The sequence below is a fragment of the Cohnella xylanilytica genome (assembly GCF_014212175.1).
Classification (GTDB): Bacteria; Bacillota; Bacilli; order Paenibacillales; family Paenibacillaceae; genus Cohnella; species Cohnella xylanilytica.
Map to the genome: position 1 here is coordinate 20,900 of NZ_JACJVR010000012.1, position 26,207 is coordinate 47,106.

Here is a 26,207-nt window from a genome sequence, read left to right on the forward strand (position 1 = left end):
AGGGCTATTCGAGGATCCGACGAGATCCCGGATAGCCTTTTTTTGCGTGCTTTTCGCGCGGCGAAGAGCGGATCCGGCCTAATTTTCCATATTGTCAAGCTTCGCTCCCCTGATGTAAACTTCATTTACATTCAAGAGGGTGACATGCGAAGTTCGAAGCCGCCCCGGAAAAAGGAGACATCCATGCTAGCCAAGTGGGGATTGCGCTGGAAGCTGCTGCTGCTCATCATACTCGCCATCGCGGTGCCGCTCAGCCTGCAAGGGGCCGCGACCTACCGGATCTTCTCCTCGTCGACCGAGCGCCGGGCGACGGAGCACGCCGAGCAGATCAACGAACAGATCAACCGCAATCTGGATCGCACTCTCGCCGAGATGCAGCGATTGTCCTTGACCCCGCTGTACGATCCGAACGTGCTGGACATCCTCGGCAAGTACAGCGACGTCGTGAGCACCGCGGGCTTGCGCCCGACTATCGAAGAGCGAGAGAAGATGTTCCTCTACATCTCCGGAGCCGCCTACGGGAGGCAGGAGGTCCGAGGGATTCAGATCATCGCCGGCAACGGCTTCATCTTCACGAACACGGACTCGACGCTTATCCAGTTCGCCGACTACCGGCGGCTTCCCTGGATAGCTGGCGTCATCGGGGCCGACGGCGCCTGGTCCCTGCTCCCTCCCCATCCGATCGATTACTACGCGCCGGGCGACGCGGGCAACTACTTCTCGGTGGCCCGCGTCCTTCGCGAGCCCGGCAGCAACCGGCATCTCGGCTTGATCGTCATCGATCTGAAGCTGGACGTCTTCGCGGACATGCTGGCCAACTACCGGTTCGAGGAGAACGGAAGTCTCTTCGTCGTGAACGAGAACAACGACCTGTTCTATGCCAAGACGGGCGGGGACGGCGTCAACGCCTGGGCGGAGGACCCGCCGTCCATTCGTCCGTCGGACCGAAGCGGCGTGTACGACAGGGAGGTCGAAGGACGGCGGTATCTGGCGGTCATGGACGATTCGGACTATTCCGGGCTGAAGGTCATCTCCTACATCCCGGAGTCCGAGCTGCTGAAGGAGAGCGGCCAGCTGCGGCGGTTCACGATCCTATTGGCCGCCGTCTTCATGACGGCCGCCGGCGTCGTGGCGATTTTCTTCGCGTACCGGATCAGTCAGCCTCTCGTCAAGCTGAAGCAGAAGATGCTGCGGGTCGAGACGGGAGACTTCAGCCAGCGCGTTCCGGTCGAGACGCAGGACGAGATCGGCCAGCTGGGACGCGGCTTCAACCGGATGACCGAGGAGATCGACCGGCTCGTCAACGAAGTGTACGCGGTCGAGCTGCGGCAGAAGGAAGCGGAGCTGGCCAACCTGCAGAGCCAGATCAATCCGCACTTCATCTACAACACCCTCGAATCGATCAACATGATGGCGATCCGGGGAAGCAACTACGACGTATCCGACATGGTGACGGCGCTCGGAGGAATGCTGCGCTACGCCATCTCGCCGACGGACCGGACGGTTCCTCTGGAGGAGGAGCTGACTTCGGTCGGCGCCTACCTGCGAATCCAGCAGCTTCGCTACGGGGATCGGCTGCGGATCGTCTTCGACGTGGAAGCCGGCGCCGAACGGCTGGAAGTTCCGAAGCTGATCCTGCAGCCCCTCGTTGAAAACGCTATCTTCCACGGAATCGGAGACCGCGAGGAAGGCGGGGAGATCTGGATCGGCGCCGCACGCTTCGAGGAGGAGCTTCTCCTCACGGTGCGGGACGACGGCGCAGGCATGGGCGAGGACGAGCTCGCGCGGCTTCGCGAGTCACTGCTGTCGTTCGAGCCGCCCGGCTCGTCCCGGCGGGGACGGGGGCTGGCGCTGCGCAATATCGCCCAGCGGATCCGGCTTATTTTCGGCCCGTCGGCGGAGCTGCACATCGACGGGAGCCCGGGGCAGGGGCTTGCGGTCACGATCACGATACCAGCGACGGAGAGGAGAACGCGCGATGATCAAGCTTATGCTGGTTGAAGACGAAGAGACGATCCGCACGGGCATTCGGACCGTTATCACCCGGCTCGCCGACGGGTTCGAGATTGTGAAGGAGGCGTCGAACGGCAAGGAGGCGCTCCGGTACTTGCAATCGGACATGCCGGACGCGATCATCACCGACATCCGCATGCGGGAGATGGACGGCCTGGCGCTGATCGACAAGGTCCGGGAATTGTACGCGTCCATGCCCCTTGTCATCATCAGCGGATACGACGATTTCGAATACGCGCGGAGGGCGCTGCGCCAAGGCGTGGCGGACTACCTGCTGAAGCCGGTCGACCGGGGCGCGATGCTGAAGGCGCTTGAGCGGATCCGGGAGCTCGTCGGGCGGGAGCGGGGTCCGCTTCCGCAGCCCGGGCGGGAGGAGGAGCCGTCCGTTCAGCCCGGCGAGGGGCGGCGGATCATTCACAAGCTGTGCGAGCATATCGCGCGCAATCCGGACGGCGACCTGCGCCTGCAGACGCTCGCGGATTACGCGCACTTAAGTCCCGTCTACCTGAGCAAGCTGTTCAAGCAGGAGACGGGGGAGAACCTGTCCGATTACATCGCGTCGGCGAGGATCGAACGGGCGAAGTATTTGCTGGCGAACACCGACTTGAAAATATACGACGTCGCCCGCCTGTCCGGCTACCAGAGCCCGAAGCACTTCATGCTGGTGTTCCGGAAGGCCGTCGGCGTCCCGCCGGGCGCTTACCGGGAAGAGAACGGGCGTTGATGCGATCCTGCCGATAACCCGAACGCATAAACCGACCCGCGCAATACGCCAATTAAATAAATCGAACGAAGCTAACCAACCCGACCCGCGCCAACACGCCAATAAATCGAACCAGGCTAATAAATCGAACCAAATGTGCAGATCGGGTGATATTTTGTAACATCTCTTTTCCCTACAATCAGAAGTGTAAATCATGAATCGCGCGAAGCGGAGGGGAAAAGAAATGAAAAAAGGATTGTTGGCGCTTACGGCTGCTTCGTTGGCCGTGCTGGCCGCGTGCGGGAACGGCAACGACAAAGACCCGGGCGCCCAGGCTTCCGGCTCCGGAGACGGCAGCGGCAAGACCGTGGAACTGAAGTTCATGACCTGGGGCAATCAGCAGCATCTAGACATGTATAATACGCTGCTGGCCAAGTTCAACGAGACGCATCCGAATATCCACGTCTCGCTCGAATCGGTGCCGTTCGCCGATTATCAGCAGAAGGTGTCGGTGCTGGCCGCGGGCCGCGAGCTGCCCGATCTCGCCTGGATCTCCGAGCGGATGGTGCCGCAGTTCCTGTCCAACGACATCCTGGCGGACATCTCGGACATCAAGAGCGATTCCGCGTTCGGAATCGACGACTTTATTCCTTCCACGCTGGATCTGTTCACGAAGGGCGACAGCCTGTACGGCCTGCCGTTCTCCACTCCGCCCAGCGTCATCTTCTACAACACGGACCTGTTCGCGAAGGCCGGTCTGCCGACTCCCAACGAGCTGGCGGCGAAGGGCGAATGGACCTGGGACAAGTTCCAGGAGACGGCCAAGGCGCTCACCTCCGGCACCGGCGGCAGCAAGACGTACGGCGCAACGTTCTTCCGCGACTGGAAGACGTGGGTCATGCTTCCTTCCTATTCCTGGTCGCACGGCAGCGACATCTTCAACGCCGACATGAGCTCGTTCACCTGGAACGACCAATCCGGCGTCGAGACGCTCGAGATGGTGCGGAAAATGATGTTCGACGACGGCTCCCATCCGAAGGCCGGCGAACAGGTCAGCTTCGACGCCGGCAAGCTCGCCATGTACTTCGACGGCTACAGCTACGTATCCAAGGCCAGAGAGATCAAGGACTTCAAGTGGAGCATCGCGCCGTTCCCGTCGGGACCGAAGGGCTCCGTGCCGATGATGGGCCAAGCCGGCTACGTCGTGTTCAAGCAGACCAAGCATCCGGAAGAAGCGAAGGAGCTGCTGAAGTTCCTGGCGAGCCAGGAAGGCGTGCAGGCGACGTCGACCTTCTTCGTGCCGCCGCGCCAATCGGTGCTCAATTCGGACGCCTTCTTGAATCAACCGAACAATCCTCCGGCCGAGGACATCAAGCAGGCGGTCATCGCCGAGATGCCGAAGGCCAAGGTGCAGCCCGGACACGTGCAATGGACGAAGATCGACAACGAAGTCCTGTTCGGACTCGACATGCTGTTCGGCCAAGCCGACAGCCCGTCGAATATCCTGAACCAGATGAAGGAGAAGATCGACCCGCTGCTCGCCAAATAATAAGAAGCGACGCGACGGTCCGCTTAAGCGGGGGGCCGTCGCGTCCGTCCGGGAGGGGATGTCGTCATGAATCGAATGCATCGGGCGCTAAGCTCGGATAAGCTGCAATTGTTCGTCAGCCTGCCGGCCAACGACGCGGAACTGGCCCGGGAGGCCGTTCGCGCGGGGGCGGACGGGCTGAAGGTCCATATCAACGTCGATCACCGGGCGAGCGGGAATCGGTTCGGGCCGCTGGCCGAGTACGCGGAGACGTTCGCCGAGATCCGCTCCCTGTTCGAAGGGCCGCTCGGCATCGTGCCGGGCGGCTCGGCGGAAGCCGTTCAAGCCGAAGAGATCCGGGCGCTGCCGGGGATGGGCATCGACTTCTACTCCATCTATGCCTGGCACCTGCCCGTCTATATGCTGAAGGCGCCGGGGCTCGCGAGGACGTGCGCGGTCGACGACCGCTTCGATCTGTCGCTGCTGGAATCCGCCGCCGCTCTCGGAATCGAGGCGATCGAAGCCTCGGTCGTGCCCGGGGCCGAGTACGGCTCCCCGCTCTGCCTGGCCGATCTGCTCAAGTATCGCCGGGTCGCGGAGCGCGCGAAGCTGCCGGTCATCGTTCCTTCGCAGCGCAAGATCGGGCCGCAAGACGTGCCTGCTTTAATCGACTGCGGCGTCAAGGTGCTGCTCGTCGGCGCGGTCGCCGTCGGAACGACGGCCGAATCGATCGGCCGGTCCGTCAGCCTCCTCCGGGAAGCGATCGACAAGGCGGGAGGGTGAGGGGATGAGCCGATCCGAACGCAAGCTCCGCCGCAGCCCGCTCGCCCGCGAAGCGAACATCACGGGGTGGCTGTTCGTCTCGCCGATGGTGCTCGGCTTCGTCTGCTTTCTGCTTTTCCCGATGCTGATGGCCTTCTACATGAGCCTGAACGACTGGCCGCTGCTCGGCAGCGTCGAATTCAGCGGGCTCGACAATTACAAGAACGCCCTGTCCGATTCCGCCTTCTGGAAGGTGCTGGGCAACACGTTCTACTTCTCCGCCGGTCTCGTTCCGCTCAACATTATTCTGGCGCTGCTGCTGGCTCTGCTGCTCTCCAGGAGCTTGCCGCTGATGGGGCTGTTCCGGACCGCGATCTTTACGCCGGTCATCACCTCCCTCATCGTCTGGTCGATCGTGTGGAAGTACATGCTCGCCACCGACATGGGCTTCGTGAACCAGATGCTGAACCTGCTCGGCATCGAGGGACCGGCCTGGCTGTACGATCCGAAGCTGGCGATGCCGGCGGTCATCGTCACGAGCGTGCTCAAGAACGTCGGGCTGAACATGGTGCTGTTCATCGCCGCGCTGCAGCAGGTGCCCGCGCATCTGTACGAAGCGGCGAAGCTGGACGGGGCCGGCCGTACCCGGTCGTTCTTCAACGTGACGTTGCCGATGATCACGCCGACCTTGTTCCTGACCGTCATCATGACGATCATCGGCTCGTTGAAGGTGTTCGGGCAGATCTACGTCATGACGCAAGGCGGACCGGGCAATTCCACCAAGGTGCTCGTCTATACGATCTGGGAGACGGCGTTTAAGCTGTTCGATCTCGGCTACGCCTCGTCCCTGGCCTTCATTCTGTTCTTCATTATTATGGCGTTTACCCTGCTTCAATGGCAGCTCCGCAAAAGGTGGGTGTTCCATGAAAACTGATTCGGCCATCCCGGCTCCGGCTCCGGCTGCGTCCGCCCCCTATCGTTCTCGGCGGGTAAGCCCGGGCTCGATCGTCCGGTACGTGCTCTTGACCGCGATCTCCGTCGTCATGATCCTGCCGTTCGTCTGGATGCTGTCGACGTCGCTGAAGGAACCGTCCGACATCTTCGTCTTCCCGCCGAAGTGGATTCCTTCGCCCATTCGCTGGGCCAATTATTCCGAGGTGCTGGACGCGATACCGTTCGGCCGCTTCTATTGGAACAGCGTCTATATCGCCGCTCTCGTGACGATCGGGACGGTGCTGTTCGCCTCGCTCTCCGGGTACGCGTTCGCGCGCATCCCGTTCGTCGGGCGCAACGCCGTCTTCCTCCTGCTGCTCAGCACGATGATGATCCCGCACGAGGCGACTTCGATTCCGATGTTCCTGTTCATGCGCGAGCTGAACTTCCTCAATACGCACGTCCCTCTGATCATCGTGCCGATCTTCGGCGCGGGAGGCGTGTTCGGCATTTTCGTGATGCGGCAGTTTTTCCTGACGCTGCCGAAGGAGCTGGAGGAAGCCGCGATGATCGACGGCTGCTCGCGGGTCGGCATTTACGGCCGGATCATGCTGCCGCTCGCCGGACCGGCCATCGCGACGCTGACCATCTTCACGTTCCTGACTTGCTGGAACGAGTTTTACGATCCGCTGATTTTCCTGAACGACCGGAACTTGATGACGATTCCGCTGGGGCTGTCGCTGTTCACCGACGAAGCCGGCACGGCGTGGCACCATCTCATGGCCGCATCGGTCATGGCGACGCTGCCGCTACTCATCGTCTTCTTCTTCGCGCAGAAGCAATTCATCGCCGGCGTGGCGATGACGGGATTGAAGGATTAAGACCGGAAGGGAGCCCGATGAGAAAATGAAAAGAACGATAGAATCCGACGTCGTCGTCGTCGGAGGCGGCCCCGCGGGCATCATGGCGGCGATCGCGGCAGGGCGGCAAGGCGCGCGCGTCCTGCTCGTCGAACGCTACGGATTCCTCGGGGGCATGTCCACCGCCGCGCTGGTCTATCCTTGGATGACCTTCCATACGGAGAGCGGGGAACAAGTCATCCGCGGCATTCCGCAGGAGCTCGTGGACCGGCTGATGGCGTGCGGCGGCTCGCCGGGCCATCTGCGCGATACGGTCGGCTTCGTCCATAGCGTCACGCCGTACCATCCCGAGCTGTTCAAGGTCGTGGCGCTGGACATGCTAAAGGAAGCGGGAGTCCGCCTGCTTCTGCACAGCTTCGTCGATCAAGTCGACGTTGCGGGCAGCCGCATCTCCCAGGTGACGCTGACCGGCAAGTCCGGCCGGATCGAGGCGCGGGGCTCCATGTTCGTCGACGCGTCCGGGGACGCCGACGTCGCCTATCTGTCGGGAAGCCCGACGCTGATGGGGCGGGACGGCGACCGGCTGACGCAGCCGATGACGATGAAGTTCCGGATGCGCGGCGTCGATCTGGAAGCGGTCAAGCGGTATATGATCGAGAACCCGAGCAACTTCTACCACAAGACGCCGATCGCCGAGCTGGACCGAATTCCGCTTACGGGCATTCAAGGCTTCTACGCGGAGTGGAGGGCGGGCAACGTTCCGATCAACCGCGACCAGGTGCTGCTGTTCACCGGTCCGGCGGAGGACGAGGTGCTCGTCAACTGCACGAGGGTTCAAGGGCTGGACGGGACCGAGGTGGAGGATTTGACCCGGGCGGAGGAGGAAGGCCGGAGGCAGGTGCTGCTGATGGCGGACTTCCTGCGGCGGGACGTGCCCGGCTTCGCCAACGCTTCGATCTCCGCGGTGGGGACGCAGATCGGCATCCGCGAGACGAGGCGGATCGACGGCGAATACCGGCTGACGATCGAAGACGTCGTGGCCGGGCGCTCGTTCCCGGACGCGATCGCGCGCAGCGGCTATCCCGTCGACATCCACGATCCGTCCGGCAAGGGCGTCAAAGCCGCCTGGATCGGAGGCGACGGCGCCTACGACATCCCGTACCGCTGCCTCGTCGCGCGCAGCGTCGACAACTTGCTGGCGGCCGGGCGCTGCATCTCGACGACGCACGAAGCGCTCGCGACGACGCGGCTCACGCCGAGCTGCATGGCGACCGGCCAAGCGGCGGGAACCGCCGCCGCGCTCGCGTTCCAGAGCGGCACGACGGCGGGGGGCGTCGATCTGAACCGGCTGCGCGAGGCGCTTGTTCGGGACGGGGCCGTGCTGTAAAGAAGAGAGCGCAAGGGGCATCGATCCGGCTGTCGGCCGATCGGTGCCCCTTTGCGCGGCTGACCGGAGAATCAGGCAAGCGCGGCGAATAGAGGATCCAACACCCGCTTGGCGAATCGGTCCCGGTCCTCCTCGGACTCCTCGCGGCCCAGGAAGTTCGTCTGGAACGCATGCTGGAAGCAGCTTCCGAGCAACAAGTCCGCGATCGCTCTCGGATCGGTTCCCTCGCCGATTCGGCCCAGCTGCTTCTCTCTCTCCAAGTAAGCTTCGACGGCTTCGTTCGCCCGGTGAGGCCCTTCATTGCGCTGGGCGAACCCTTCCCGGAGACGCAGCAGGATGCCCGGTTCCGAGAAGACGGAGCAGATCAACGGCATGGAGGCGCCGAAGTCCTCCAGCGCAGCGAAGGCGACCCTCTCCAGATTCGCCCTCACCGTCTCCTGACCGGCAAGTCCCTGCAGCTTCGATAACGCGCCCATCAGATTCTTAAGCTGTCCCCGCAATACATGGAGGAAGAGATCTTCCTTGCTCTTGAAATGATTGTATAACGATCCTTCGGAGCAGCCGGCGGCCCGGGCGATCTCCTTGGTCGTGGTCTTGGCAAGACCGTTCGCGAGCAGCACCCGTTCGGCGGCTTCGGCGATTTTGCTTTTTAAATCCATTGCGGTCCCTCGCTCTATTGACATGGAATGGAAAGCTCGCTATGCTTTCATTATGAGTGTGCGCTCACTCAAAGTCAAGCTATGTCAGGCCATGGGGAGCTCTCTCTCGGGGATACGTTCGCTCCAATCTGAGTGTGCGCTCACTCAAATTATTAGGAAGGAGGATGTTTACCTTGAAAACTCAAAACTATGGAAATTACGTAAGGTATGTTCCGGCCTTTCATTTTTTTCTGGTACCGCTCGGCTTCGTTACGCTGGCTTCCGCAATCGCGCTGCTATTTATCGCCGAGCGAAGCGGGATGTCGCTGCTGGCCGCCGCGCTGCTCATATCCCTGTCGCTGATGGCCGTCATGACCATGTTCCTTGCCCGAACCTTCGCCTGCAAGGTCCAGGATCGCGCCATCCGCGCGGAAGAGAACCTGCGCCACTTCGCCATGACCGGCAGGCTGCTCGATCCCCGGCTGACGATGGAGCAGATCATCGCGCTGCGGTTCGCTTCGGACGAGGAATGGCCGACTCTGTGCGGGCAAGCCGCGTCGGAACGGATGGCCCCCGACGCCATCAAGCGGTCCGTCCGATGCTGGAGAGCCGATCACAACCGAGTATAAGCTCGGTACGATTAGGAATGGAGGGTTTGCCCGATGAACGGATTAACCGCGAAGTTTCATGAGACGACGATAAACCTGCTGGCCGATTACGCCCGGCAGTACATCGAAGACAACTGGCAGCAAGTCTGGGAGCGGCATTCGCCGGAGCTCGAGAAGATTTACGAGAGGGGAGGGGATTCGGCATACGGCTTCTTCTGCCTGAAGCTGTTCCAACCTCTTGGAGAGGAGTTCGCCGACGCGGGATTCGCCTCGCGGCCGGTGCTGCCGGGTACGTTCCCCCAGTCGGAAGAGCATTGGGGACCTTGGGAGGACCGGGAGAGACGGTTCTGGAGCGTAATCTCCCTGGCGAACGGACGGGAGCTGGGAGCGCTGGTCACCCGCGTCTATCACGATCATACCCGCTTGCGCCTCCCGAGGCCGCCGCAGGTGTACGCGGTCGGAGAGACCGATCCGCACCTCATCTCGCAAGCGATTCGAATCGCTATTCCCGTTCGCGAGGGTTCGACGGCGGGAGGAGGGGGGAACGATGAATGAGAGACCTTATTCCCGGAGCGCCCGCATCGGCTACATCGCGCTGGCTTGGCTGTTCGCCGTCGCCGTCGGGATTCAGACGTTCGTCGCGGGACTGTCGCTGTTCGTCGATTCGAGCCAATGGAGCCTTCATGCCGGTCTCGCCCGATTCCTCGCGTTCGTTCCTTTATTGATGATCGTCTTGGCATGGAGCGCCCGGATGCCCGCGATAATGGTATGGAGAAGCGCCGCCCTGCTCGGCATGGTCATCGGCATGTTCCTGACGGCCATCCTGTCCTCGCGAATCGGATTTCTGTCCGCGCTGCACCCCGTGATCGCCCTTATGCTGCTCTTGGGTACCGCGAACATCCTGCGTTCTTCCCGTCATCCCGTCGTTCCTGCTTCTTAGATAACGATCAAATTTTTTAGGGGGTATCTCCTGTATTTGTAATGGCGACAGCCTCGTCCTATGAATTACCCTTGGGGCGGCGTTTTTAGGCATTCAGATCAACCGCGTCGGTGAGTGATGTCTCCAATGCCGAAAAAATCGGCATTGAGAGCACTTGCGGAAGCGTGGGATGTCTCCAATGCCGAAAAACTCGGCATTGAGAGCACTCGCGGCAGCGCGGGAGGCCTCCAATGCCGAAAAATTCGGCATTGAGAGCACTCGAGGCCGCGCGGGATGCCTCCAATGCCGAAAAAATCGGCATTGGGAGCACTCGAGGCCGCCCGGGATGCCTCGGCACCTTAGGACAATCCCCTCTCCGTTCACTCGCCCGCCCTGCCCCCGCCGTCCTGGACGTTGTACAGCACGCGAACGAGAAGATCCTGGCTGTAGTTGCCGAAGTGCTTGCCGTAGATCGTGAGGCCGCGCTTGTTAACGGACTTCTCCGTGACGGCGATGCGGAAGTTGATCTGGCTCTGGTAGTTCAGACGGACGTCGTCGAGAGTGACGTCCGAGATGCGGCAGCCGTCGATGTAGCTGCCGGTGCGCGTGATGCGGATCAGCTTGAGCATGCCGTACTGGTTCAGGTGGGGAGGCCACCAGTCGGGGTTGAACGTGCCCCGGATGTCGCCGAAGTCTCCCGGGCTCGTCCAGCAGCCGATCTCGACGTCGTTGATATAGAAGTAGATGTCGGAAGGATAATGGTCGTTATAGCCGGGGGCTTCCGAGCCGAGCTCCATGGAGAACTGAATCTCTTCGAACGACTGGTTCGACTTGAGATAGTTCGGAATCTTGTATTCCAAGTAGCCTTCGGACAGCCAGATAATCTCCGCGTCGATCCGCATCGGGTCGGCGAAGAAGCGGGGATCGTCGAAGTCGCCGACGATGCTGTCCTTGGTGGCGAGCCCGCACGTGGGAGAAGCGGCGTAGTCGCTGTAGTGGCCGACCTTGATCTCGACCTCGTACCGGTTCGAGATCTCCTTGCTCCGCAGGTCGACGACGAGCTTCTCCTCGTTCAGGTAGCAGATCTTCTGAATGCCGTGCTTGCCGACGGCGGTGTTGATCTCGATGAGGCCGCTTTCCTCCAGCTTCTTGATGTGCATCGTAATGACGCTGTTGCTGAGACCGAGCTTGGTGGCGATATCGTTCAGGTTCAGGCTCTGATTGTTGGCGAGCAGCTCCAGGATTTGGATGCGGATCTCGGAGCTCAACGCTTTGTAAATGTTGAGGCCCGACTTCAGATCCTTGATATAGATCATGGCGATTCCTCTCTCTGCCCGCATCGGGGGACCTTCGTTCGACGCTCGCGGCGTGGGAGCGGCTTTTATTTTCACTTTATTATAAATGAAACCGTTTTAAAAGGGAAGGCGAACGAGAATGGGCTCCTGGATCGCGAGAGTTTGTCCTTTTGAAGCCCAAAACGATTTTCCCGACCGATTCTTCAAAAACCGAAAAAATGGCTTAAAATCCGACAAGAAAGCGCATACAAAAAGAATTGACATCCGAAAATGGAAGCCATACAATAAATTCAGAAATTAATTCGCAAAAATACGAAATAAACCGTCTTTCACGATTTCCGGCTTTCGCCCCTAGCGGGCTGAAGTATAAATCATTCCTTATCGACGAGGGGGATTTCAGGAAATGAGGAAAGCGCTTACTATCGCAGGTGCGTACTTGCTGACCGGCGCGCTGTTGTTATCGGCCTGCAGCGGAGGCGGCAACGAGGCGGGCTCTTCTGGCGGAGGCGGGAATTCTTCGGACGGTTCCAAGTCGTCTTCTCCGACGAAGCTCGTGTTCTGGACGTTCAACGAATTGCACCAGAAGTTCTTCGAGAAGATGGCCGCCAATTGGAACCAAGCCCATTCGGATATGCCGATCAAGCTGGAGGCGACGACGTTCCCGTACGAGGATACGCACAGCAAGCTGCTCGTCGCCCTTCAGTCGGGAACGGGGGCTCCGGACCTGGCGGACATCGAGATCAGCAAGATCGGCAACTTCCTCAAGGGCGAGCCCCAGCTCGTGCCGCTGAACGACATCGTGGAGCCGGAGGAGGGCAATCTCGTCATGTCGCGCCTCGACAACTACGCGAAGGACGGCAATTACTACGGCATCGACTACCATGTCGGGGCGGAAGTGATCTATTACAACAAGGAGATTCTCGACCAGGCCGGCGTCAATCCGGACGATATCAAGACGTGGGACGACTTCGAGAAGGCGGGCAAGCAGGTGCTGGACAAAACGGGCAAGCCGATGACGACGCTGGAGACGACCGACCAATGGTCGTTCTGGCCGCTCGTCGCCCAGCACGGCTCCGACTTCCTCGACAAGGACGGCAACGTCATTCTGAACAACGCCGCCAATCTCGAGGTGCTCACCTATCTCCAGAAGCTGGTGAAGGAGAAGGTGGCCGTGCTCGCGCCCGGCGGCGGGCATCACGCGGAAGAGTATTACGGCATGATGAACCAGGGCGGCGCCGCGGCCGTCTGGATGCCGATGTGGTACATGGGCCGGTTCACCGACTACATGCCGGACCTGAAGGGCAAGATCCTTATCCGCCCGACGCCGGTGTTCAAGGAAGGCGAGATGCGCTCTTCCGGCATGGGCGGCACGGGGACGGTCATCACGAACCAATCGAAGAACAAGGAGCTGGCGAAGAAGTTCCTCGAGTACGCGAAGATCTCGAAGGAAGGCAACATCGAGATCTGGCGGGACCTCGGCTTCGATCCGATCCGCACGGACGTGTGGGGAGACCCGGCGATGAAGGAATCCAACAAGTTCACCGACTACTTCGGCGACCAGATCTTCGAGGACCTGCTGAAGCTGAAGGACGAGATCGCGCCGGTCAACATCAAGGAGAAGACGCCCGCCGTCTCCGACGTCGTCAAGACGAAGGTCATGTTCCAGGCGCTGAACGACCTGAAGGATCCGAAGCAGGTGCTGGACGACGCCGCGGCCAGCATCAAATAAGAGAAGACAGGGACGACCCGCGTTCCGCTTCGTCCGGAGCATCGACCCGGGCGGAGCGGCGGCGGACGCTTGCCGAGAGGAGATGGCTGCCCCGATGAAGACGGATGCGGTCGCGGCTTCAACGCCTACGACCCCCTCGACCCCGATGAGAACGAATCCCGTCAGACGGTTGTTGTATTCCCGAGGAATCGCGCCTTACGTGTTCGTCCTGCCGTTCGTCCTGTCCTTCCTGATTTTCTTCGCTTACCCGGTCTTCAGCACGGTCGTCATGAGCTTCCAGGAGGTGCTGCCGGGGCAGACGCGGTTCATCGGATGGGACAACTACCGGCACCTGTGGAACGATTCCTTCTTCACGGCGCTTCGGAACAATACCCGGTACACGTTCTGGACGCTGCTGATCCTCATTCCTCTGCCGCTCGTGCTGGCCGTGTTCCTGAACTCCAAGGCGATGAGGTGGAGCGGCTTCTTCCGGTCGGCGCTCTTCATTCCTTCCCTCACTTCCGTCGTCGTGGCCGGCACGATCTTCCGTCTCGTGTTCGGGCAGACCGACGTCGCGGTCATGAACATGCTGCGCCACGCCTTCGGCTTCGAGACGATCAACTGGCTGGCGAAGTCGTCGACGGGCATGCTCGTTCTGGTCGTTCTGGCGACTTGGCGGTACGCGGGAGTGAATCTCATTTACTTTTTGTCCGGACTCCAGAGTATCCCGAGCGACCTCTACGAATCCGCCGAGATCGACGGGGCGAACAAGTGGAACAAGTTCTGGCGGATTACCGTGCCGCTGCTGAAGCCGGTGACGATCTACGTCGTCACGATCAGCATCTACGGCGGGTACGCGATGTTCACGGAGAGCTTCATGCTGTGGAGCGGCAACCATTCCCCGAACGACATCGGGCTGACGATGCTCGGCTACATCTACCGGGAAGGGATCGAGAAGAACGAGCTCGGCTTCGGCTCCGCGATCGGTCTTGCGCTGCTCGCATTTTTGCTGGCCGTCAACGTCGTTCAGCTTAAATTTTTCGGCCTGTTCAAAAAGGAGGAGGACTAGATGTCGGTCCGGGCTTCTTCTCCCTGGGAGCGGATTCTGCTGCTGGCGCTGTTCGCCGTTCTCGCCGCCCTCGCGCTGTTCCCGTTCTACTGCCTGCTGCTCGGCTCCCTTAAGCCTTCGAAGGAGCTGCTGCGGCTCGGCCTGAACGTCCGTCTGCAGCCGGACCTGCTCTCGCTGGACAACTATCGGTTCCTGTTCTCCGAGTCCGCGCGCAAGTATCTGTTCTGGTATCGGAACAGCGTCGTCATAACGGTTATCTATACGGCGTGCTGCCTGCTGCTCTCTTCCATGGTCGGCTACGGGCTGGCCGTCTATCGCTTCCTCGGGCGCAACCTCATCTTCGTCGCCGTCCTGTTCGTCATGATGGTGCCGGTCGAGATCATTATGCTGCCGCTCTACAAGCTGATGATCTCCTTCCGGATGATCGACACGTACCGCGGCATCATTCTTCCGTTCGTCGTCACGCCGCTGCCGATCTTCTTCTTCCGCCAATACGCCTCCGGCCTGCCGAAGGACTTCCTCGACGCGGGGCGGATCGACGGCTGCTCGGAGTATGGGCTGTTCTTCCGCATCATGATGCCGCTTATGGCTCCCGCCTTCGGGGCGATGGCGATCCTCCAGGCGCTGGCGAGCTGGAACAGCTTCGTCTGGCCGATGATCGTGCTCAAGACGAACGAGATGCTGACGCTGCCGATCGGCCTGGCGAGTCTTCTGACCCCGTACGGCAACAACTACGACATTCTGATCGCCGGCTCTGTGCTTGCCATCGTGCCGATTCTGATCGTGTTCGTTTTCTTCCAGCGGTACTTCGTGTCGGGCTTGACGGTCGGCGGGGTGAAGGGGTGAAGGGGTGAAGGGGTGGACCTCGCCGCATAATCGGCTGCCATTCTGTTCAAGGTAAGGCTATGGCCGAAGCCGTACAACTATTGCGGGAGGAATCGAGGAATGGCGACAAGCCGCAACCATCAAGGCGCGCACGGGATCGGGCAAGTCGAAGAGCAGCTGGACGACCAGATCGAGGCGGCCGTGGAGATCCAGGGCGAATCCGAGATCGATGGCGAGATCGAGCGAGCTGCCAGACAACCGTACAAGGAATCCGATGAAGAAAAGGAATAATGTCCGCACAAGCGAATAACGCTTGCGCCTTGGGGCAGCCGGCTTCGATAGCCGGCTGCCTTCTCGCGTTCGCGGAACGGTTCGCCTTCGGTTCGCCTGTCGCAAATCGCTGACTGTATCTGTCAGGGATAATCCGGTACAATGGGGGCGAGAGGTGATGATTATGAGCGGCAAAGCGGGGGAGCTGCCGATCGCGTTCTTCGCCGGACAAGCCGAGATGGAACAGTGGATGGAAGCCCATCACGGCTCGTCGGCGGGCATACGGCTGCGAATCGCCAAGAAGAATTCGGGTCAAGCGTCGGTCACATACGACGAAGCGCTGGAAGTCGCCCTATGCTACGGCTGGATCGACAGCCGGAAGGAAGCGTACGACGACGAGAGCTGGATCCAGCGCTTCACGCCTCGAGGACCGAAGAGCATCTGGTCGAAGGTGAACCGGGAGAAGGCGGAGCGTCTCGTCGCCGAAGGGCGGATGAAGCCGGCCGGCTATGCGGCGATCGAAGCCGCGAAGCGGGGCGGCCTGTGGGACAAGGCCTACGAGTCGCAGGGCGCCGCTTCGATGCCGGAGGATCTGGCCGCGGAGCTGGAGAGCCGCCCGGCCGCGAAGGCGTTCTTCGAGAGTCTGAACAGCCGGAACCAGTACGCGTTCAAGTTCCGCCTTCATCAGGCCAAGGACGCGGCCGCTCGGGAGCGGAAGCTTCGGCAATTCGTCGAGATGCTCGAGAAGGGCGAGTGCTTCTATCCGCAAGGAGCCAAGTAGCCGGGCGATGCCTGCGGAGGAAGGAGGGATGCCGTCTTGTCCAAGGCGACGAACATGCTGTCCATTCTATGGCTGCTGCGGTCCGGCAGACGGATGACGGCCCAGCAGCTGGCGGACGAGCTGGAGATCCATATCCGCACCGTATACCGCTGCATCGATTCGCTGTGCGCCAGCGGAGTGCCGGTCATCGCCGATTCGGGGCCGAACGGCGGCTACCGGATTCTCGACCGGTTCGCGGAATCGCCGCTTCTATTCGACATGGAGGAGCAGCAAGCTCTCGTGCAGGCGGCGGCTTTCGCAAGGGAAGCGGGTTATCCGTACCGCGAGGCGCTGGATAGGGCGATCGACAAGCTGAAGCGGTATACGAACGAGGAGCAGCTCGACCGGATTATGCGTCACGAGGAAGGGTTCTCGGTCATCCATCCTCCGGTCGAAGAGCCGCAGCTGGAGCTGCTGAAGACGCTGGAAGCGGCGGTCGCCCAAGGCCGTTCCGTCGAGATGGAATACGACAAGGGAAGGGGCGGGCCGCCCAGCAAGCGTGTCTTCGATCCTTACGGCATCGTCCATTGGAAGGGCGCCTATTACGTCGTCGGCTATTGCGGCCTGCGAGGCGAGCTTCGCAGCTTCCGGACGGACCGCATCGTCCGGCTCGCGGAGACCGAGCGCCGGTTCGAGAGGCCGGAAGGCTTCTCCGCGAAGGACCATCTCATGCGCGAGCTGCTTCCGGATTCCCTCGATGCCGAGTCTCTAGCCGTCGTTCGAATCCGCTCCAGCGAGCAGGTGCTGGACATGCTCGGCCAGCATTGGCTGTTCGGCCACGCGGTGATCGAGAGGAAGGAAGGCGAAGCCGCTTACCGGATCGGGGAGCCTTCTCTGCACACTTACGTTCCGTATTTCCTGCTTCCGTACGGCAAGGCGCTGACCATTGTCGAGCCGGACTCCCTGATCGAGAGGATAGCGGCCATCGGGGAAGAGCTGGCCCGGCATTATCGTTCCATGATTGCGCCGCAGCGGGAGACCGATTCGAATCCAAGCAAAGGATGACGACAATGAGCCAATTCGCGATGTACGGCAAGTTCAAGGCCCATCCGGGCAAAGGCGGGGAGCTGGCGCAAATTCTGCTCGAAGCGGCGGAAGCGAGCAAGGCCGACGAAGGCTGCCAGTTCTATATCGTTAACGCGGCCGAGGACGACCTGGACACGATCTGGGTCACCGAGCTGTGGAGAGACGCGGAAGCGCACGCCGCCGCCCTCAAGAACGAAGGCGCGCAGGCGATGATCAAGCGAGCCATGCCGCTGATCGCTTCCGTCGAGCCGGTCAAGCTTCGCCCGCTCGGCGGCAAAGGACTCGAATGACGCCAACGGCCTCCCGCGAGGGAGGCTTTGTTGCTTCCTGCCGGCAGTATGCTCACCCTATGTGAGCAATCCCGTTCCTCACTTTCGCTTCTTGTGCCGCTATTCCGCTTATGTGTAATCCCGTTCCTCACTTTTGTCCCTCGTGCCGTTTTTCCGCTCAAGTGAGTAATCCCGTTCCTCACTTTTGTCCCTCGTGCCGTTTTTCCGCCAATGAGAGTAATCCCGTTCCTCGCTTCCGTCCCCCGCACCGCTATTCCGTCTATGTGACTCACCGGCTGAGGTCCTTTTTTTGCGTAAGGGGGATCAATCGGAAAATACGGCCTGCGTCCGAATGCTGGATTATTTTTTTCTCGCGGCTGCTATTCCTGACCGTCTCTGTCAGCAATCGTCGGTTATACTGATGGCAGATCGGAATTCAATCCAAGAAAAGGAATGGAGGATTCGCCAACATGCCTACCACGATCGACGAATTCGTAAAAGAGTACGAGATGGAGTCCGCCTTGACGGAAAAGGCGCTGGACGCGCTCACGGACGAATCGCTGAAGCAAGCCGTGACGGACAAGCACCGGACGCTGCGCAACCTCGCCTGGCATCTCGTTCAGTCTTATAACTATATGACGTACCTGGGGCTGACGTACGACGAGCCGCTGGCGGCGGAAGAAGCTCCGACCTCGGCGAAGGCGATCGCCGACGAATACCGCCGGCTTAGCCGGGCGTTCCGGCGCGCCCTCGCCAGTCAATGGACGGACGAGACGCTGGACGTAGAGGTCGACGTGTTCGGGGCGACATGGCCGAACCGCGAGACTTTGCGATTCACCTTGCGTCACGAGATCCATCATCGCGGGCAGATGACGGTGCTGATGAGACAGGCGGGGCTCCGCGTGCCCGATATTATGGGCCCGACCTTGGACGATTGGCTGGACAAGGGGGAAGAGCCTCGCGTCTGAGCGAGGCAGCAAGGTATAAGAAAAAGACCGCAACGGAGGTCTCGAGGCTATCGAGACTTCCGTGCGGTCACTGGGCCGAACAAGCCGGATTTTTCCGCTTGTTCGGCCTATTCGCGCGGCCAAGGGTCCGAACAAGCCGGATTATTCCGCTTGATCCGGCTTCTATGCGCGGTCAACCCGCCGAACGAGCCGGTTACCTATCGGACCTCAAATCCGCCGTCCGATCCATTCCTCGTACACGCGGGCGAGGGCCGCGAGATCCTCTTCGCCGTAGCCCTTCGCCTGGCCTGCCTGGAACAGGCTCTTGGCCGCTTCGAGCATCGGCGTCGGCACGCCGAGGCCGTCCGACAGCACGGAGCCCAGCTTCAGGTCCTTCAGCATGAGCGCCAGCGAGAACTGCACGCTGTAATCGCCCGCCAGAATCTTCGATCCCTTCAGGTCCGCTTGCTTGCTGGCCGCTCCGCCGCCCTGGACGACGCGCAGGAACGACGGCATGTCGAGCCCGCCTTTGGCGGCGATCGCCATGCCTTCGATGAGGGCGGCCGCGTTGATGCCGACGATCGCGTTGTGCCCGAGCTTCGCGGTCGCGCCGCTGCCGTTCTCGCCCATGTGGACGATCTCCCGGCCCATGGCGAGGAAGACGTCACGGTTCGCCTCGACCGTCTCCTTGGAACCGCCGACCATGAAGAGCAGGGTGCCTGCGATGGCGCCGTCCTTGCTGCCGGTGACGGGGGCGTCGAGGAAGGAGCCGCCGCGCGCCGCGACGTCGGCGGCAAGCCGCTTGGCGAGGGCGGGCGAGATCGTGCTGCTGTCGATGATCGTCCTGCCCGGCTTCAAGCCGGCGAGGATGCCTTGCTCGTTGTAGTACACTTCTTCGACGGCGCTGTCGTTGCTGATGATCGTCACGACGACGTCCGCTTGCGCCGCGGCTTCGAGCGGCGAGGACGCGGCGGAGGCGCCGAGCTTCAGAAGCTCGGCGGCCTTGCCGGGAGTCCGGTTGTAGACGGCGACGGCGAAGCCCTTGCGAAGCAGGTTGGCGGCCATGGGCGAGCCCATCGTGCCGAGTCCGATGAATCCGATCGTTGTCATAGCAGGTTCTCTCCTTCGATCTAACTATCCATGTACAGGACCCTGACCAGAAGGTCGTGGTCGTAGTTGCCGAAGTGGCGGCCGAACAGGGTCAGCCCCTTCTTATGCTTCTCTCCGACGGCGATCTTGAACAAAATCTCGCTCTTGTAATCCAGCTTGAGCTCGGGAAGCGTCAGGTCGCCGATTCTCCACCCGTCGATGAAGCTGCCCTCGTCGTTGATTCTTACGATCTTGAGCAGTCCGTACTGGTTGCAGTTCTTCGGCCACCAGTCGGGATTGTACCTTCCCCGCACATCCCCGAAATCTCCGGGACTCGTCCACGTGCCCAGCTCCATGTCGTTCAGGAAGAAGCGGATGTCGGAAGGCCAGTTCTCCGAAGTGCCCGGCGCCTCCGAGCCGATCTCCATCATCAGCTGAATCTCCTTGAACGTCTGGCCCGAAGACAGATAGTTCGGTATCCGGTATTCCAGGAAGCCTTCCGTCAGCCAGACGATCCCGGCGTCCACGCGCTGGGGATCGGCGAAGTAGCGCGGGTCGTCGAAGGCGCCGATCAGGTTGTCCTTGGTCGCGAGGCCGCACGTCGGCATCGCCGAATAATTGCTGTAGTGGCCGACCCTAAGCTCGGTCTCGTAGAAGTTGTCCTCTTCTTCTCCCCGAAGCTCGACGAGCAGCTTGTCCTCGTTCAGGTGGCACATCTTCTGCAGACCGTGCTTGCCGACGTTGGTCACGATGTGGATCAGCCCGCTCTCCTCGAGCTTCTTGATGTGCATCGTGATGGCTCCGTTCGTCAGGTTCAGCTTCTGCGCCAGGTCGTTGAGGTTCAGGTTGTGGTGCTTCACGAGCAGCTCGAGAATCTGAACGCGAATCTCGGAGCTGAGCGCTTTAAAAATAGGCAGACCCGATTTGAGTTCCTTGATATGAATCATAGGGGGATAAGCCCTTTCCGCCTTGGATTTGACGATTTCCTCCATTATAAAGGACTTGCGGAGACAAGGAAAGCTTTCGTTTGAAATAAATCAAAATAAAAGACGGCTTCCGCCCGCTTTTCACCCAAAAACGGGCATGAAAGGCTCTTTGCTTTACCTTTTTCGCCGAATTCTCTGCTTAAATTTAATTCGAACTAAAGAAAAACAAAGGGATTCTCGCCGGAAAACGGAAGAATCCAGCTCTTCCAGGACCGAAAAAGAAATCGTAAACGCATTCATATAAGTTATTGACAACTGTTTTAAATAAATTTAAAATCAAACCAGCATTTGTTTTAAGTGTTTGTAAAATATTTTAGAAGTTGAATTCACTCCTTGTAACGGAAGGAAGAGAGCCATGGCTGCCGAGTCATCCCGAACCGCCCGCATGATCATCGACCCCGAATATCGGATCGCCGATATCGACAAGCGCATTTATGGTTCTTTCCTGGAACACCTGGGCCGCGCCGTTTACGGCGGCATCTACGAGCCGGACCATCCGCAAGCGGACGAAGGCGGATTCCGGACGGACGTCCTCGGGCTCGTCCGCGAGCTTAGAGTGCCGATCGTCCGGTACCCGGGCGGCAACTTCGTCTCCGGCTACCGGTGGGAGGACGGAGTCGGCCCGCCCGAACGCCGGCCGCGGCGTCTGGAATTGGCGTGGAAGTCGGTCGAACCGAACCGCGTCGGCACGAACGAATTCGCGAGGTGGGCGAGGCAGGCCGGGGCGGACGTGCTCATGGCGGTGAACCTGGGCACCCGAGGAGTCGACGCCGCCCGCAACCTGGTCGAATATTGCAACCATCCGTCCGGCACGTACTGGAGCGATCTGCGCGCGGAGCACGGCTATAGGGAGCCGCACGGCTTCCGGACCTGGTGCCTCGGCAACGAGATGGACGGCCCCTGGCAGATCGGGCAGAAGACGGCGGCGGAATACGGGCGGCTCGCGAACGAAGCGGGGAAGGCGATGCGCGGGGTCGACCCTGCCATCGAGCTGATCGCCTGCGGCAGCTCCTACCGGGCGATGCCGACGTACGCGGACTGGGAGGCGACCGTGCTCGATCTCGCCTACGACCAGGTCGATTATCTCTCGCTGCATACGTACTACGGCAATTCGGACGGGGATACGCCGAACTATCTGGCGCGCACGCTCGACATGGAAGCGTTCATCCGGGAGGTCGCCGCCGTCTGCGATTACGTGAAGGCGAAGAAGCGGAGCAAGAAGACGATCGGCCTCGCCTTCGACGAATGGAACGTCTGGTATCACTCGATCGAACCCGACAAGCGGCAGACGCCGTGGCAAGAGGCGCCGCCGCTGCTCGAGGAGGCGTACACGTTCGAGGACGCGCTCCTCGTCGGCTGCATGCTCATCACGCTGATCCGGAACGCGGACCGCGTCCGCATCGCCTGCCTGGCGCAGCTCGTCAACGCGATCGCCCCCATCATGACGGAGACGGGGGGAGGGGCTTGGCGGCAGACGATTTTCTACCCGTACCTGCATGCCTCCCTGTACGGCCGGGGCACGTCCTTAAGGCCGATTATCCATTCGCCGCGCTACGACAGCAAGGACTTCGCCGACGTGCCGTTCGTGGAAGCCGCCGCCGTGCACGACGAAGAGGAGGAGACGCTTACTCTGTTCGTCGCGAACAAGGACGCGGACAGCTCTATGCCGCTCGAGTGCGACATACGCGGCTTCGGCGACTATGCGGTCGTCTGTCATCTCGTGCTGGAGAGCGAGGATCCGAAGGCGTCCAATACGGCGGCCCGTCCCGACGCCGTCGTCCCCCATTCGGGCGGCGACGCCGCGAACGACGACGGAACGCTGCGGGCGACCCTCGGGAAGCTGTCGTGGAACGTCATTCGTCTTCGCCGCCGGAGAGAGCCCTCGCTTCCTTAAATTTTAAATAGACTTAAATAAAATTTTGTTTGTAAGCGCGACCAAATGGTATTGACAAACAAAAATGCCAACAATAATATAAAAACATAAAATGTTTTAATAAAATCTAAAACATTTTAAGAAGGGCGCCGAACGCAAGCCAAGCATCCGGATCAGTCAGAAGGCAAGGCGGCTTCAAGCGGGAGATAGGCTCTCCCGTTCCGCCCCGGCTCGCGGCCGGGAGCCTGTTATCGACATGGGAGGCGTTAGCGTGGGGTCTAACGGCAAATGGTTCAAAGCGGCATCGGCATCCGTACTGGCGGCGGCCGTCTTGGCGGGCTGCAGCTCCAACTCGAACGAAGGAGGCAGCGGCGGCGATTCGGCGTCGTCCTCGGATAAGCCGGCGTCGGCGTCGACGTCGACGGAAGCGTCCGCGTCTCCGTCGGGGGGCGTCGTCACCCTGAAGTACGTGGACTGGGCGACCGACGAAGAGAGAAAGTCGCAGCAGAAGAGCTTCGACGCGTTCATGGAGAAGCACAAGAACATCAAGATCGATTACCAGAGCGTCGCCTACGACGAATTCGGGGCGAAGCTGACGGCGATGGCGGCGTCCAAGACGCTGCCGGACATCAGCGCGATGCTGGAGCCGCAGGCGCTCAGGTGGGCGGAGTCGGGCATTCTGATGGACCTGAGCAAGTATTACGACGACGGGACGATCTCTCCGAAGATGGAGAGCAACAAGTTCGTCTCGCCCGACGGCAAGCTGCTCGGCTACAGCGTCGCCAACGAGATCATCGTCCTTCATTACAACAAGCAGCTGTTCGACGACGCGGGCATCCCGTATCCGCCGGCCGAGACGGAGAAGGCGTGGACGTGGGACCAGTTCCTCGAGGTCGCCCGCAAGCTCACGCTCGACAAGAACGGCAAGCATCCGAACGAGCCGGGCTTCGACAAGAACAACATCGTGCAGTACGGCGTCGACATCAACCATTCGGCCGACTTCCTGTGGACGCCGTTCGCGATCAGCAACGGCGGCGGCGAAGTGAGCCAGGACGGCAAGGAGCTGCTCATTCACAAGCCGGAGACGGCCGAAGCGGTGCAGAAGGTCGCGGACCTGGCGCTCAAGGAATTCGTCTCCCCGACGCCGGCGCAGGCGCAAGGGCTGCCGGGCGACGTCGGGCAGAAGCTCGCTTCGAAGAAGGTCGCGATGGCGACGTCCGGCCAGTGGGAGCTCGTCAACATCGGGCCGCAGGTGGAGAAGGGCCTCCGGAACGGCGTCGGCGTCCTGCCGATCTTCAAGAAGCCGGCGACGACGAATACGGGGCTGCCGCTCGTCATCTACAACACGACGAAGCACCCGGACGAAGCGATCGAGCTGTACAAGTGGCTGATGGATCCGAACCAGAACCAGGCGAACTTCGACAGCGGCGTCTGGATGCCGACCGAGCTGAGCTGGTACACGGACCCCGCGCTGATCGAGAAGTGGACGGCGTCGAAGGTTCATCCGCCCGAGTACAAGACGGCCGTCGTCGACTACGCGCTCAAGGCGACGTATCCGACGCCGTGGTTCTTCCTCCCGACGTACAGCCGGCTCGGCGAAGTGCTGAACCCGGCGATGGACCAGGTGTGGCTCGGGGAGAAGACGGCGGAGCAAGTGTTCCAGGAGATCTACCCGAAGATGAAGGAGATCTTCGACAGCGGCAAAGCGAACCCGTAAGCGCGTAAGCGAAAGGCGCACGGAGGCCGGGTCATCCCGCGGCTTCCGTGCGCTCCTACCCCGAGGAGGCACGTTGCATGACCACTCTCAAGAAGCCCGCAAGCTACCGAAGCTATAACCGGCGCCGGATCTGGGCGGGCTACGGCTTCATCTCGCCCGCCATTCTGGGCATTCTTCTTTTCACGATGGCCCCGCTTCTCTACAGCCTCTACTTAAGCTTCACGAACTGGACCGTCCTCGCCCCGAAGAAGTGGATCGGCCTCGCGAATTACCGGAAGATCTTCATGGAGGATTACTTCTTCGTCAAGTCGCTGAAGGCGACCGCTTATTATTCGATCGGCAGCGTCGTCGCCATCATCGTCGTCTGCTTCTTCATCGCGCTGCTGCTCAACTCGGCGGGACGGGCGAAGGCGTTCTTCCGCGCCGCCTTCTACTTGCCGACGGTCGTGCCGGTGCTGGCCGGAGCCATCGTCTGGGTGTGGATGTTCAACGTCGACTTCGGGATCGTCAACTACGTCCTCGGCCTGTTCGGCATCGACAAGCAGCCGTGGGTCGGCGCGCCGGACTCCGTCATTCCCTCGCTTATCTTCATCGCCGTATGGGGAGCGGGCAACGTCATCGTCATCTTCATGGCCGGGATGCAGGACGTGCCGAAGCAGCTGCTCGAAGCGGTGGAGATCGACGGCGGGGGCTGGTGGAGGAAGCTGAGATCGGTCACGATTCCGCTGATGTCTCCCGTTATTTTCTACAATATCATCCTGGCGTTCATCAACTCGCTGACGGCGTTCACCCAGACGTACGTGCTCGGACGCAACGGCGGGGGCCCGAACGATTCCGCGCTGTTCTACGCCTTCCTCATCTACCGGGAAGCGTTCAAGAACCAGAACATGGGCTACGCCTGCGCGCTCGCGATGGTGCTGTTCGTCATCGTCGGCGTCTTCACGTACCTTCTGTTCCGCCTGTCGGCTTCCTGGGTGCACTATGAAGGGGGGAGAAAAGGATGAATTACCGCGTGCGGGGACGGATCGCCGTCTACTCTCTCCTGGTTCTGTTCGCGTTCCTCTTTCTTTTCCCGATCTATTGGATTCTCCGCTCGTCCCTGCTCGACTTCGGCGAGATCATGAGCTACCCGCCCATCCTGTTCCCAAGCGCGCTGCGGGTCGAGAATTACGACGAAGTGCTGAACCGCGTCGACTTCCTCCAGTACATTCTCAATACGTTCATCATCATCGTCCCGGTTCTCGTCGGCGTAGGGCTCACGAGCAGCCTGGCCGCCTTCGGCTTCGCGCGGATCGAGTTCCCGCTCAAGGACTTCTGGTTCTCGCTCGTCATCATGACGATTCTGCTGCCGAGCATCGTGACGCTGGTGCCGACGTACATGGGATGGACGGAGCTCCATCTGACGAACAGCTACTTGCCGCTCATCCTGCCCGCCTTCTTCGGGGGCGGCGCGTTCAACATCTTCCTGCTGCGCCAGTTCCTGCTCACCATCCCCCGCGACCTCGACGAATCGGCGGTCATGGACGGGGCCGGCTTCTTCACGATCTACTCCCGCGTCATCATGCCGCTCGTCCGCCCGGCGCTCGTCGCCGTCCTGCTGTTCACGTTCGTCGGGGTATGGAACGACTTCCTCGGCCAGCTCGTGTACTTGAACGACCAGGACAAATACACGGTCGCGCTCGGGCTGTCCACGCTGCGCAGCAACCTGACGTCGCCGATGCACCTGATCATGGCCGGCACGATGATCATGGTCGTCCCCGCCGTCGTCGTCTTCCTGATCGGGCAGCGCTACTTCACCGAAGGGATCGCCACGACCGGAATCAAAGGATGAGGGGGACGCGGGGAAGGAGGTGAGGCCGGCGGCCGAAGGCGAATCGGCCCTTCGCTTACGCTTGTGCCTATCCAATCGGTCAAAGGAGGCAGTCATGGAACCATCCGTTAACATGCAATCGTCCGCGGCCA

Annotated in this window: 26 protein-coding genes; 22 read left to right on the forward strand and 4 right to left on the reverse strand. The window is 60.9% G+C overall.

Features of this window, described 5'->3' with window-relative positions; translation table 11 throughout:
* The first annotated feature begins 183 nt into the window (after window positions 1–183).
* The 7 genes from H7B90_RS03880 (at window position 184) to H7B90_RS03910 (ending at window position 8,186) form a co-directional block, all read left to right on the forward strand.
* Window positions 184–2,001: a sensor histidine kinase gene (locus H7B90_RS03880; protein ID WP_185134567.1), complete on the forward strand. Its 1,818-nt coding sequence runs from the start codon at window positions 184–186 to the stop codon at window positions 1,999–2,001.
* Complete coding sequence (locus tag H7B90_RS03885) at window positions 1,979–2,737, forward strand: response regulator transcription factor (protein ID WP_185134568.1); 759 nt, start codon at window positions 1,979–1,981, stop codon at window positions 2,735–2,737. Before H7B90_RS03880 ends, H7B90_RS03885 begins: the two co-directional genes overlap by 23 nt.
* 223 nt (window positions 2,738–2,960) lie before the next feature.
* Window positions 2,961–4,265, forward strand: a complete 1,305-nt coding sequence (locus H7B90_RS03890) for an ABC transporter substrate-binding protein (protein WP_185134569.1) — start codon at window positions 2,961–2,963, stop codon at window positions 4,263–4,265.
* 66 nt (window positions 4,266–4,331) lie between these two features.
* Entirely contained in the window at window positions 4,332–5,027 is a 696-nt protein-coding gene (locus H7B90_RS03895) for a hypothetical protein (RefSeq protein ID WP_185134570.1), read from the forward strand.
* Between the two features lie 4 nt (window positions 5,028–5,031).
* The gene (locus H7B90_RS03900; protein WP_185134571.1) at window positions 5,032–5,940 is read left to right on the forward strand and encodes a carbohydrate ABC transporter permease; all 909 of its coding nucleotides are present in this window, start codon (window positions 5,032–5,034) and stop codon (window positions 5,938–5,940) included.
* A gap of 109 nt (window positions 5,941–6,049) precedes the next feature.
* On the forward strand, window positions 6,050–6,820 hold the full coding sequence (locus H7B90_RS03905; RefSeq protein WP_376701712.1) for a carbohydrate ABC transporter permease: 771 nt from the start codon (window positions 6,050–6,052) through the stop codon (window positions 6,818–6,820).
* 25 nt (window positions 6,821–6,845) lie between these two features.
* A complete protein-coding gene (locus H7B90_RS03910) occupies window positions 6,846–8,186 on the forward strand; it encodes an FAD-dependent oxidoreductase (protein WP_185134573.1) in 1,341 nt (446 codons plus the stop codon).
* Window positions 8,187–8,257: 71 nt separating this feature from the next.
* Here the strand turns inward: H7B90_RS03910 and H7B90_RS03915 are convergent, their stop codons facing one another.
* Entirely contained in the window at window positions 8,258–8,845 is a 588-nt protein-coding gene (locus H7B90_RS03915) for a TetR/AcrR family transcriptional regulator (protein WP_185134574.1), read from the reverse strand.
* Window positions 8,846–9,009: 164 nt separating this feature from the next.
* Between H7B90_RS03915 and H7B90_RS03920 the strand changes: the two genes are divergently transcribed.
* From H7B90_RS03920 to H7B90_RS03930, 3 genes are read left to right on the forward strand one after another with little or no spacing between them, the layout of a single operon-like run.
* The gene (locus H7B90_RS03920; protein ID WP_260410727.1) at window positions 9,010–9,453 is read left to right on the forward strand and encodes a DUF6526 family protein; all 444 of its coding nucleotides are present in this window, start codon (window positions 9,010–9,012) and stop codon (window positions 9,451–9,453) included.
* Window positions 9,454–9,486: 33 nt separating this feature from the next.
* Complete coding sequence (locus H7B90_RS03925) at window positions 9,487–9,987, forward strand: DUF6022 family protein (protein ID WP_185134576.1); 501 nt, start codon at window positions 9,487–9,489, stop codon at window positions 9,985–9,987.
* Window positions 9,980–10,372, forward strand: a complete 393-nt coding sequence (locus tag H7B90_RS03930; RefSeq protein WP_185134577.1) for a DUF6220 domain-containing protein — start codon at window positions 9,980–9,982, stop codon at window positions 10,370–10,372. The genes H7B90_RS03925 and H7B90_RS03930 overlap by 8 nt, the downstream gene beginning before the upstream one ends.
* Before the next feature lie 359 nt (window positions 10,373–10,731).
* On the opposite strand, the gene H7B90_RS03935 is transcribed toward H7B90_RS03930, so the two are convergent.
* Complete coding sequence (locus H7B90_RS03935) at window positions 10,732–11,667, reverse strand: ArsR/SmtB family transcription factor (protein ID WP_185134624.1); 936 nt, start codon at window positions 11,665–11,667, stop codon at window positions 10,732–10,734.
* A 382-nt stretch (window positions 11,668–12,049) separates the two neighbouring features.
* Between H7B90_RS03935 and H7B90_RS03940 the strand changes: the two genes are divergently transcribed.
* The 8 genes from H7B90_RS03940 (at window position 12,050) to H7B90_RS03975 (ending at window position 18,601) form a co-directional block, all read left to right on the forward strand.
* Window positions 12,050–13,375 (forward strand): ABC transporter substrate-binding protein, encoded by a 1,326-nt coding sequence (locus H7B90_RS03940; protein WP_185134578.1) that lies wholly within the window; start codon window positions 12,050–12,052, stop codon window positions 13,373–13,375.
* 82 nt (window positions 13,376–13,457) lie between these two features.
* Window positions 13,458–14,423 carry a carbohydrate ABC transporter permease gene (locus H7B90_RS03945; protein ID WP_185134579.1) on the forward strand — a complete coding sequence of 322 codons (966 nt, stop codon included), beginning with the start codon at window positions 13,458–13,460 and terminating at the stop codon, window positions 14,421–14,423.
* A complete protein-coding gene (locus H7B90_RS03950; RefSeq protein WP_185134580.1) occupies window positions 14,424–15,269 on the forward strand; it encodes a carbohydrate ABC transporter permease in 846 nt (281 codons plus the stop codon).
* Window positions 15,270–15,368: 99 nt separating this feature from the next.
* Window positions 15,369–15,539 carry a hypothetical protein gene (locus H7B90_RS03955; RefSeq protein ID WP_185134581.1) on the forward strand — a complete coding sequence of 57 codons (171 nt, stop codon included), beginning with the start codon at window positions 15,369–15,371 and terminating at the stop codon, window positions 15,537–15,539.
* Window positions 15,540–15,702: 163 nt separating this feature from the next.
* Entirely contained in the window at window positions 15,703–16,299 is a 597-nt protein-coding gene (locus tag H7B90_RS03960; protein WP_185134582.1) for a YdeI/OmpD-associated family protein, read from the forward strand.
* Window positions 16,300–16,335: 36 nt separating this feature from the next.
* The gene (locus H7B90_RS03965) at window positions 16,336–17,343 is read left to right on the forward strand and encodes a helix-turn-helix transcriptional regulator (protein ID WP_185134583.1); all 1,008 of its coding nucleotides are present in this window, start codon (window positions 16,336–16,338) and stop codon (window positions 17,341–17,343) included.
* A gap of 5 nt (window positions 17,344–17,348) precedes the next feature.
* A complete protein-coding gene (locus H7B90_RS03970; RefSeq protein ID WP_185134584.1) occupies window positions 17,349–17,654 on the forward strand; it encodes a putative quinol monooxygenase in 306 nt (101 codons plus the stop codon).
* A gap of 449 nt (window positions 17,655–18,103) precedes the next feature.
* Window positions 18,104–18,601: a DinB family protein gene (locus tag H7B90_RS03975; protein ID WP_185134585.1), complete on the forward strand. Its 498-nt coding sequence runs from the start codon at window positions 18,104–18,106 to the stop codon at window positions 18,599–18,601.
* A 207-nt stretch (window positions 18,602–18,808) separates the two neighbouring features.
* Here H7B90_RS03975 and H7B90_RS03980 read toward each other — a convergent pair whose 3' ends face one another.
* Both H7B90_RS03980 and H7B90_RS03985 read right to left on the reverse strand, forming a co-directional pair.
* Window positions 18,809–19,690: an NAD(P)-dependent oxidoreductase gene (locus tag H7B90_RS03980; protein ID WP_185134586.1), complete on the reverse strand. Its 882-nt coding sequence runs from the start codon at window positions 19,688–19,690 to the stop codon at window positions 18,809–18,811.
* Between the two features lie 20 nt (window positions 19,691–19,710).
* Window positions 19,711–20,616, reverse strand: a complete 906-nt coding sequence (locus tag H7B90_RS03985) for an ArsR/SmtB family transcription factor (RefSeq protein ID WP_185134587.1) — start codon at window positions 20,614–20,616, stop codon at window positions 19,711–19,713.
* 394 nt (window positions 20,617–21,010) lie between these two features.
* Between H7B90_RS03985 and arfA the strand changes: the two genes are divergently transcribed.
* From arfA to H7B90_RS04005, 4 genes are all read left to right on the forward strand, one after another.
* Complete coding sequence (gene arfA, locus H7B90_RS03990; protein WP_246578694.1) at window positions 21,011–22,549, forward strand: arabinosylfuranosidase ArfA; 1,539 nt, start codon at window positions 21,011–21,013, stop codon at window positions 22,547–22,549.
* 250 nt (window positions 22,550–22,799) lie between these two features.
* Window positions 22,800–24,245, forward strand: a complete 1,446-nt coding sequence (locus tag H7B90_RS03995) for an ABC transporter substrate-binding protein (protein WP_185134588.1) — start codon at window positions 22,800–22,802, stop codon at window positions 24,243–24,245.
* Window positions 24,246–24,322: 77 nt separating this feature from the next.
* Window positions 24,323–25,249 (forward strand): carbohydrate ABC transporter permease, encoded by a 927-nt coding sequence (locus H7B90_RS04000; RefSeq protein ID WP_185134589.1) that lies wholly within the window; start codon window positions 24,323–24,325, stop codon window positions 25,247–25,249.
* Complete coding sequence (locus H7B90_RS04005; protein WP_185134590.1) at window positions 25,246–26,076, forward strand: carbohydrate ABC transporter permease; 831 nt, start codon at window positions 25,246–25,248, stop codon at window positions 26,074–26,076. The genes H7B90_RS04000 and H7B90_RS04005 overlap by 4 nt, the downstream gene beginning before the upstream one ends.
* Window positions 26,077–26,207: the final 131 nt, after the last annotated feature.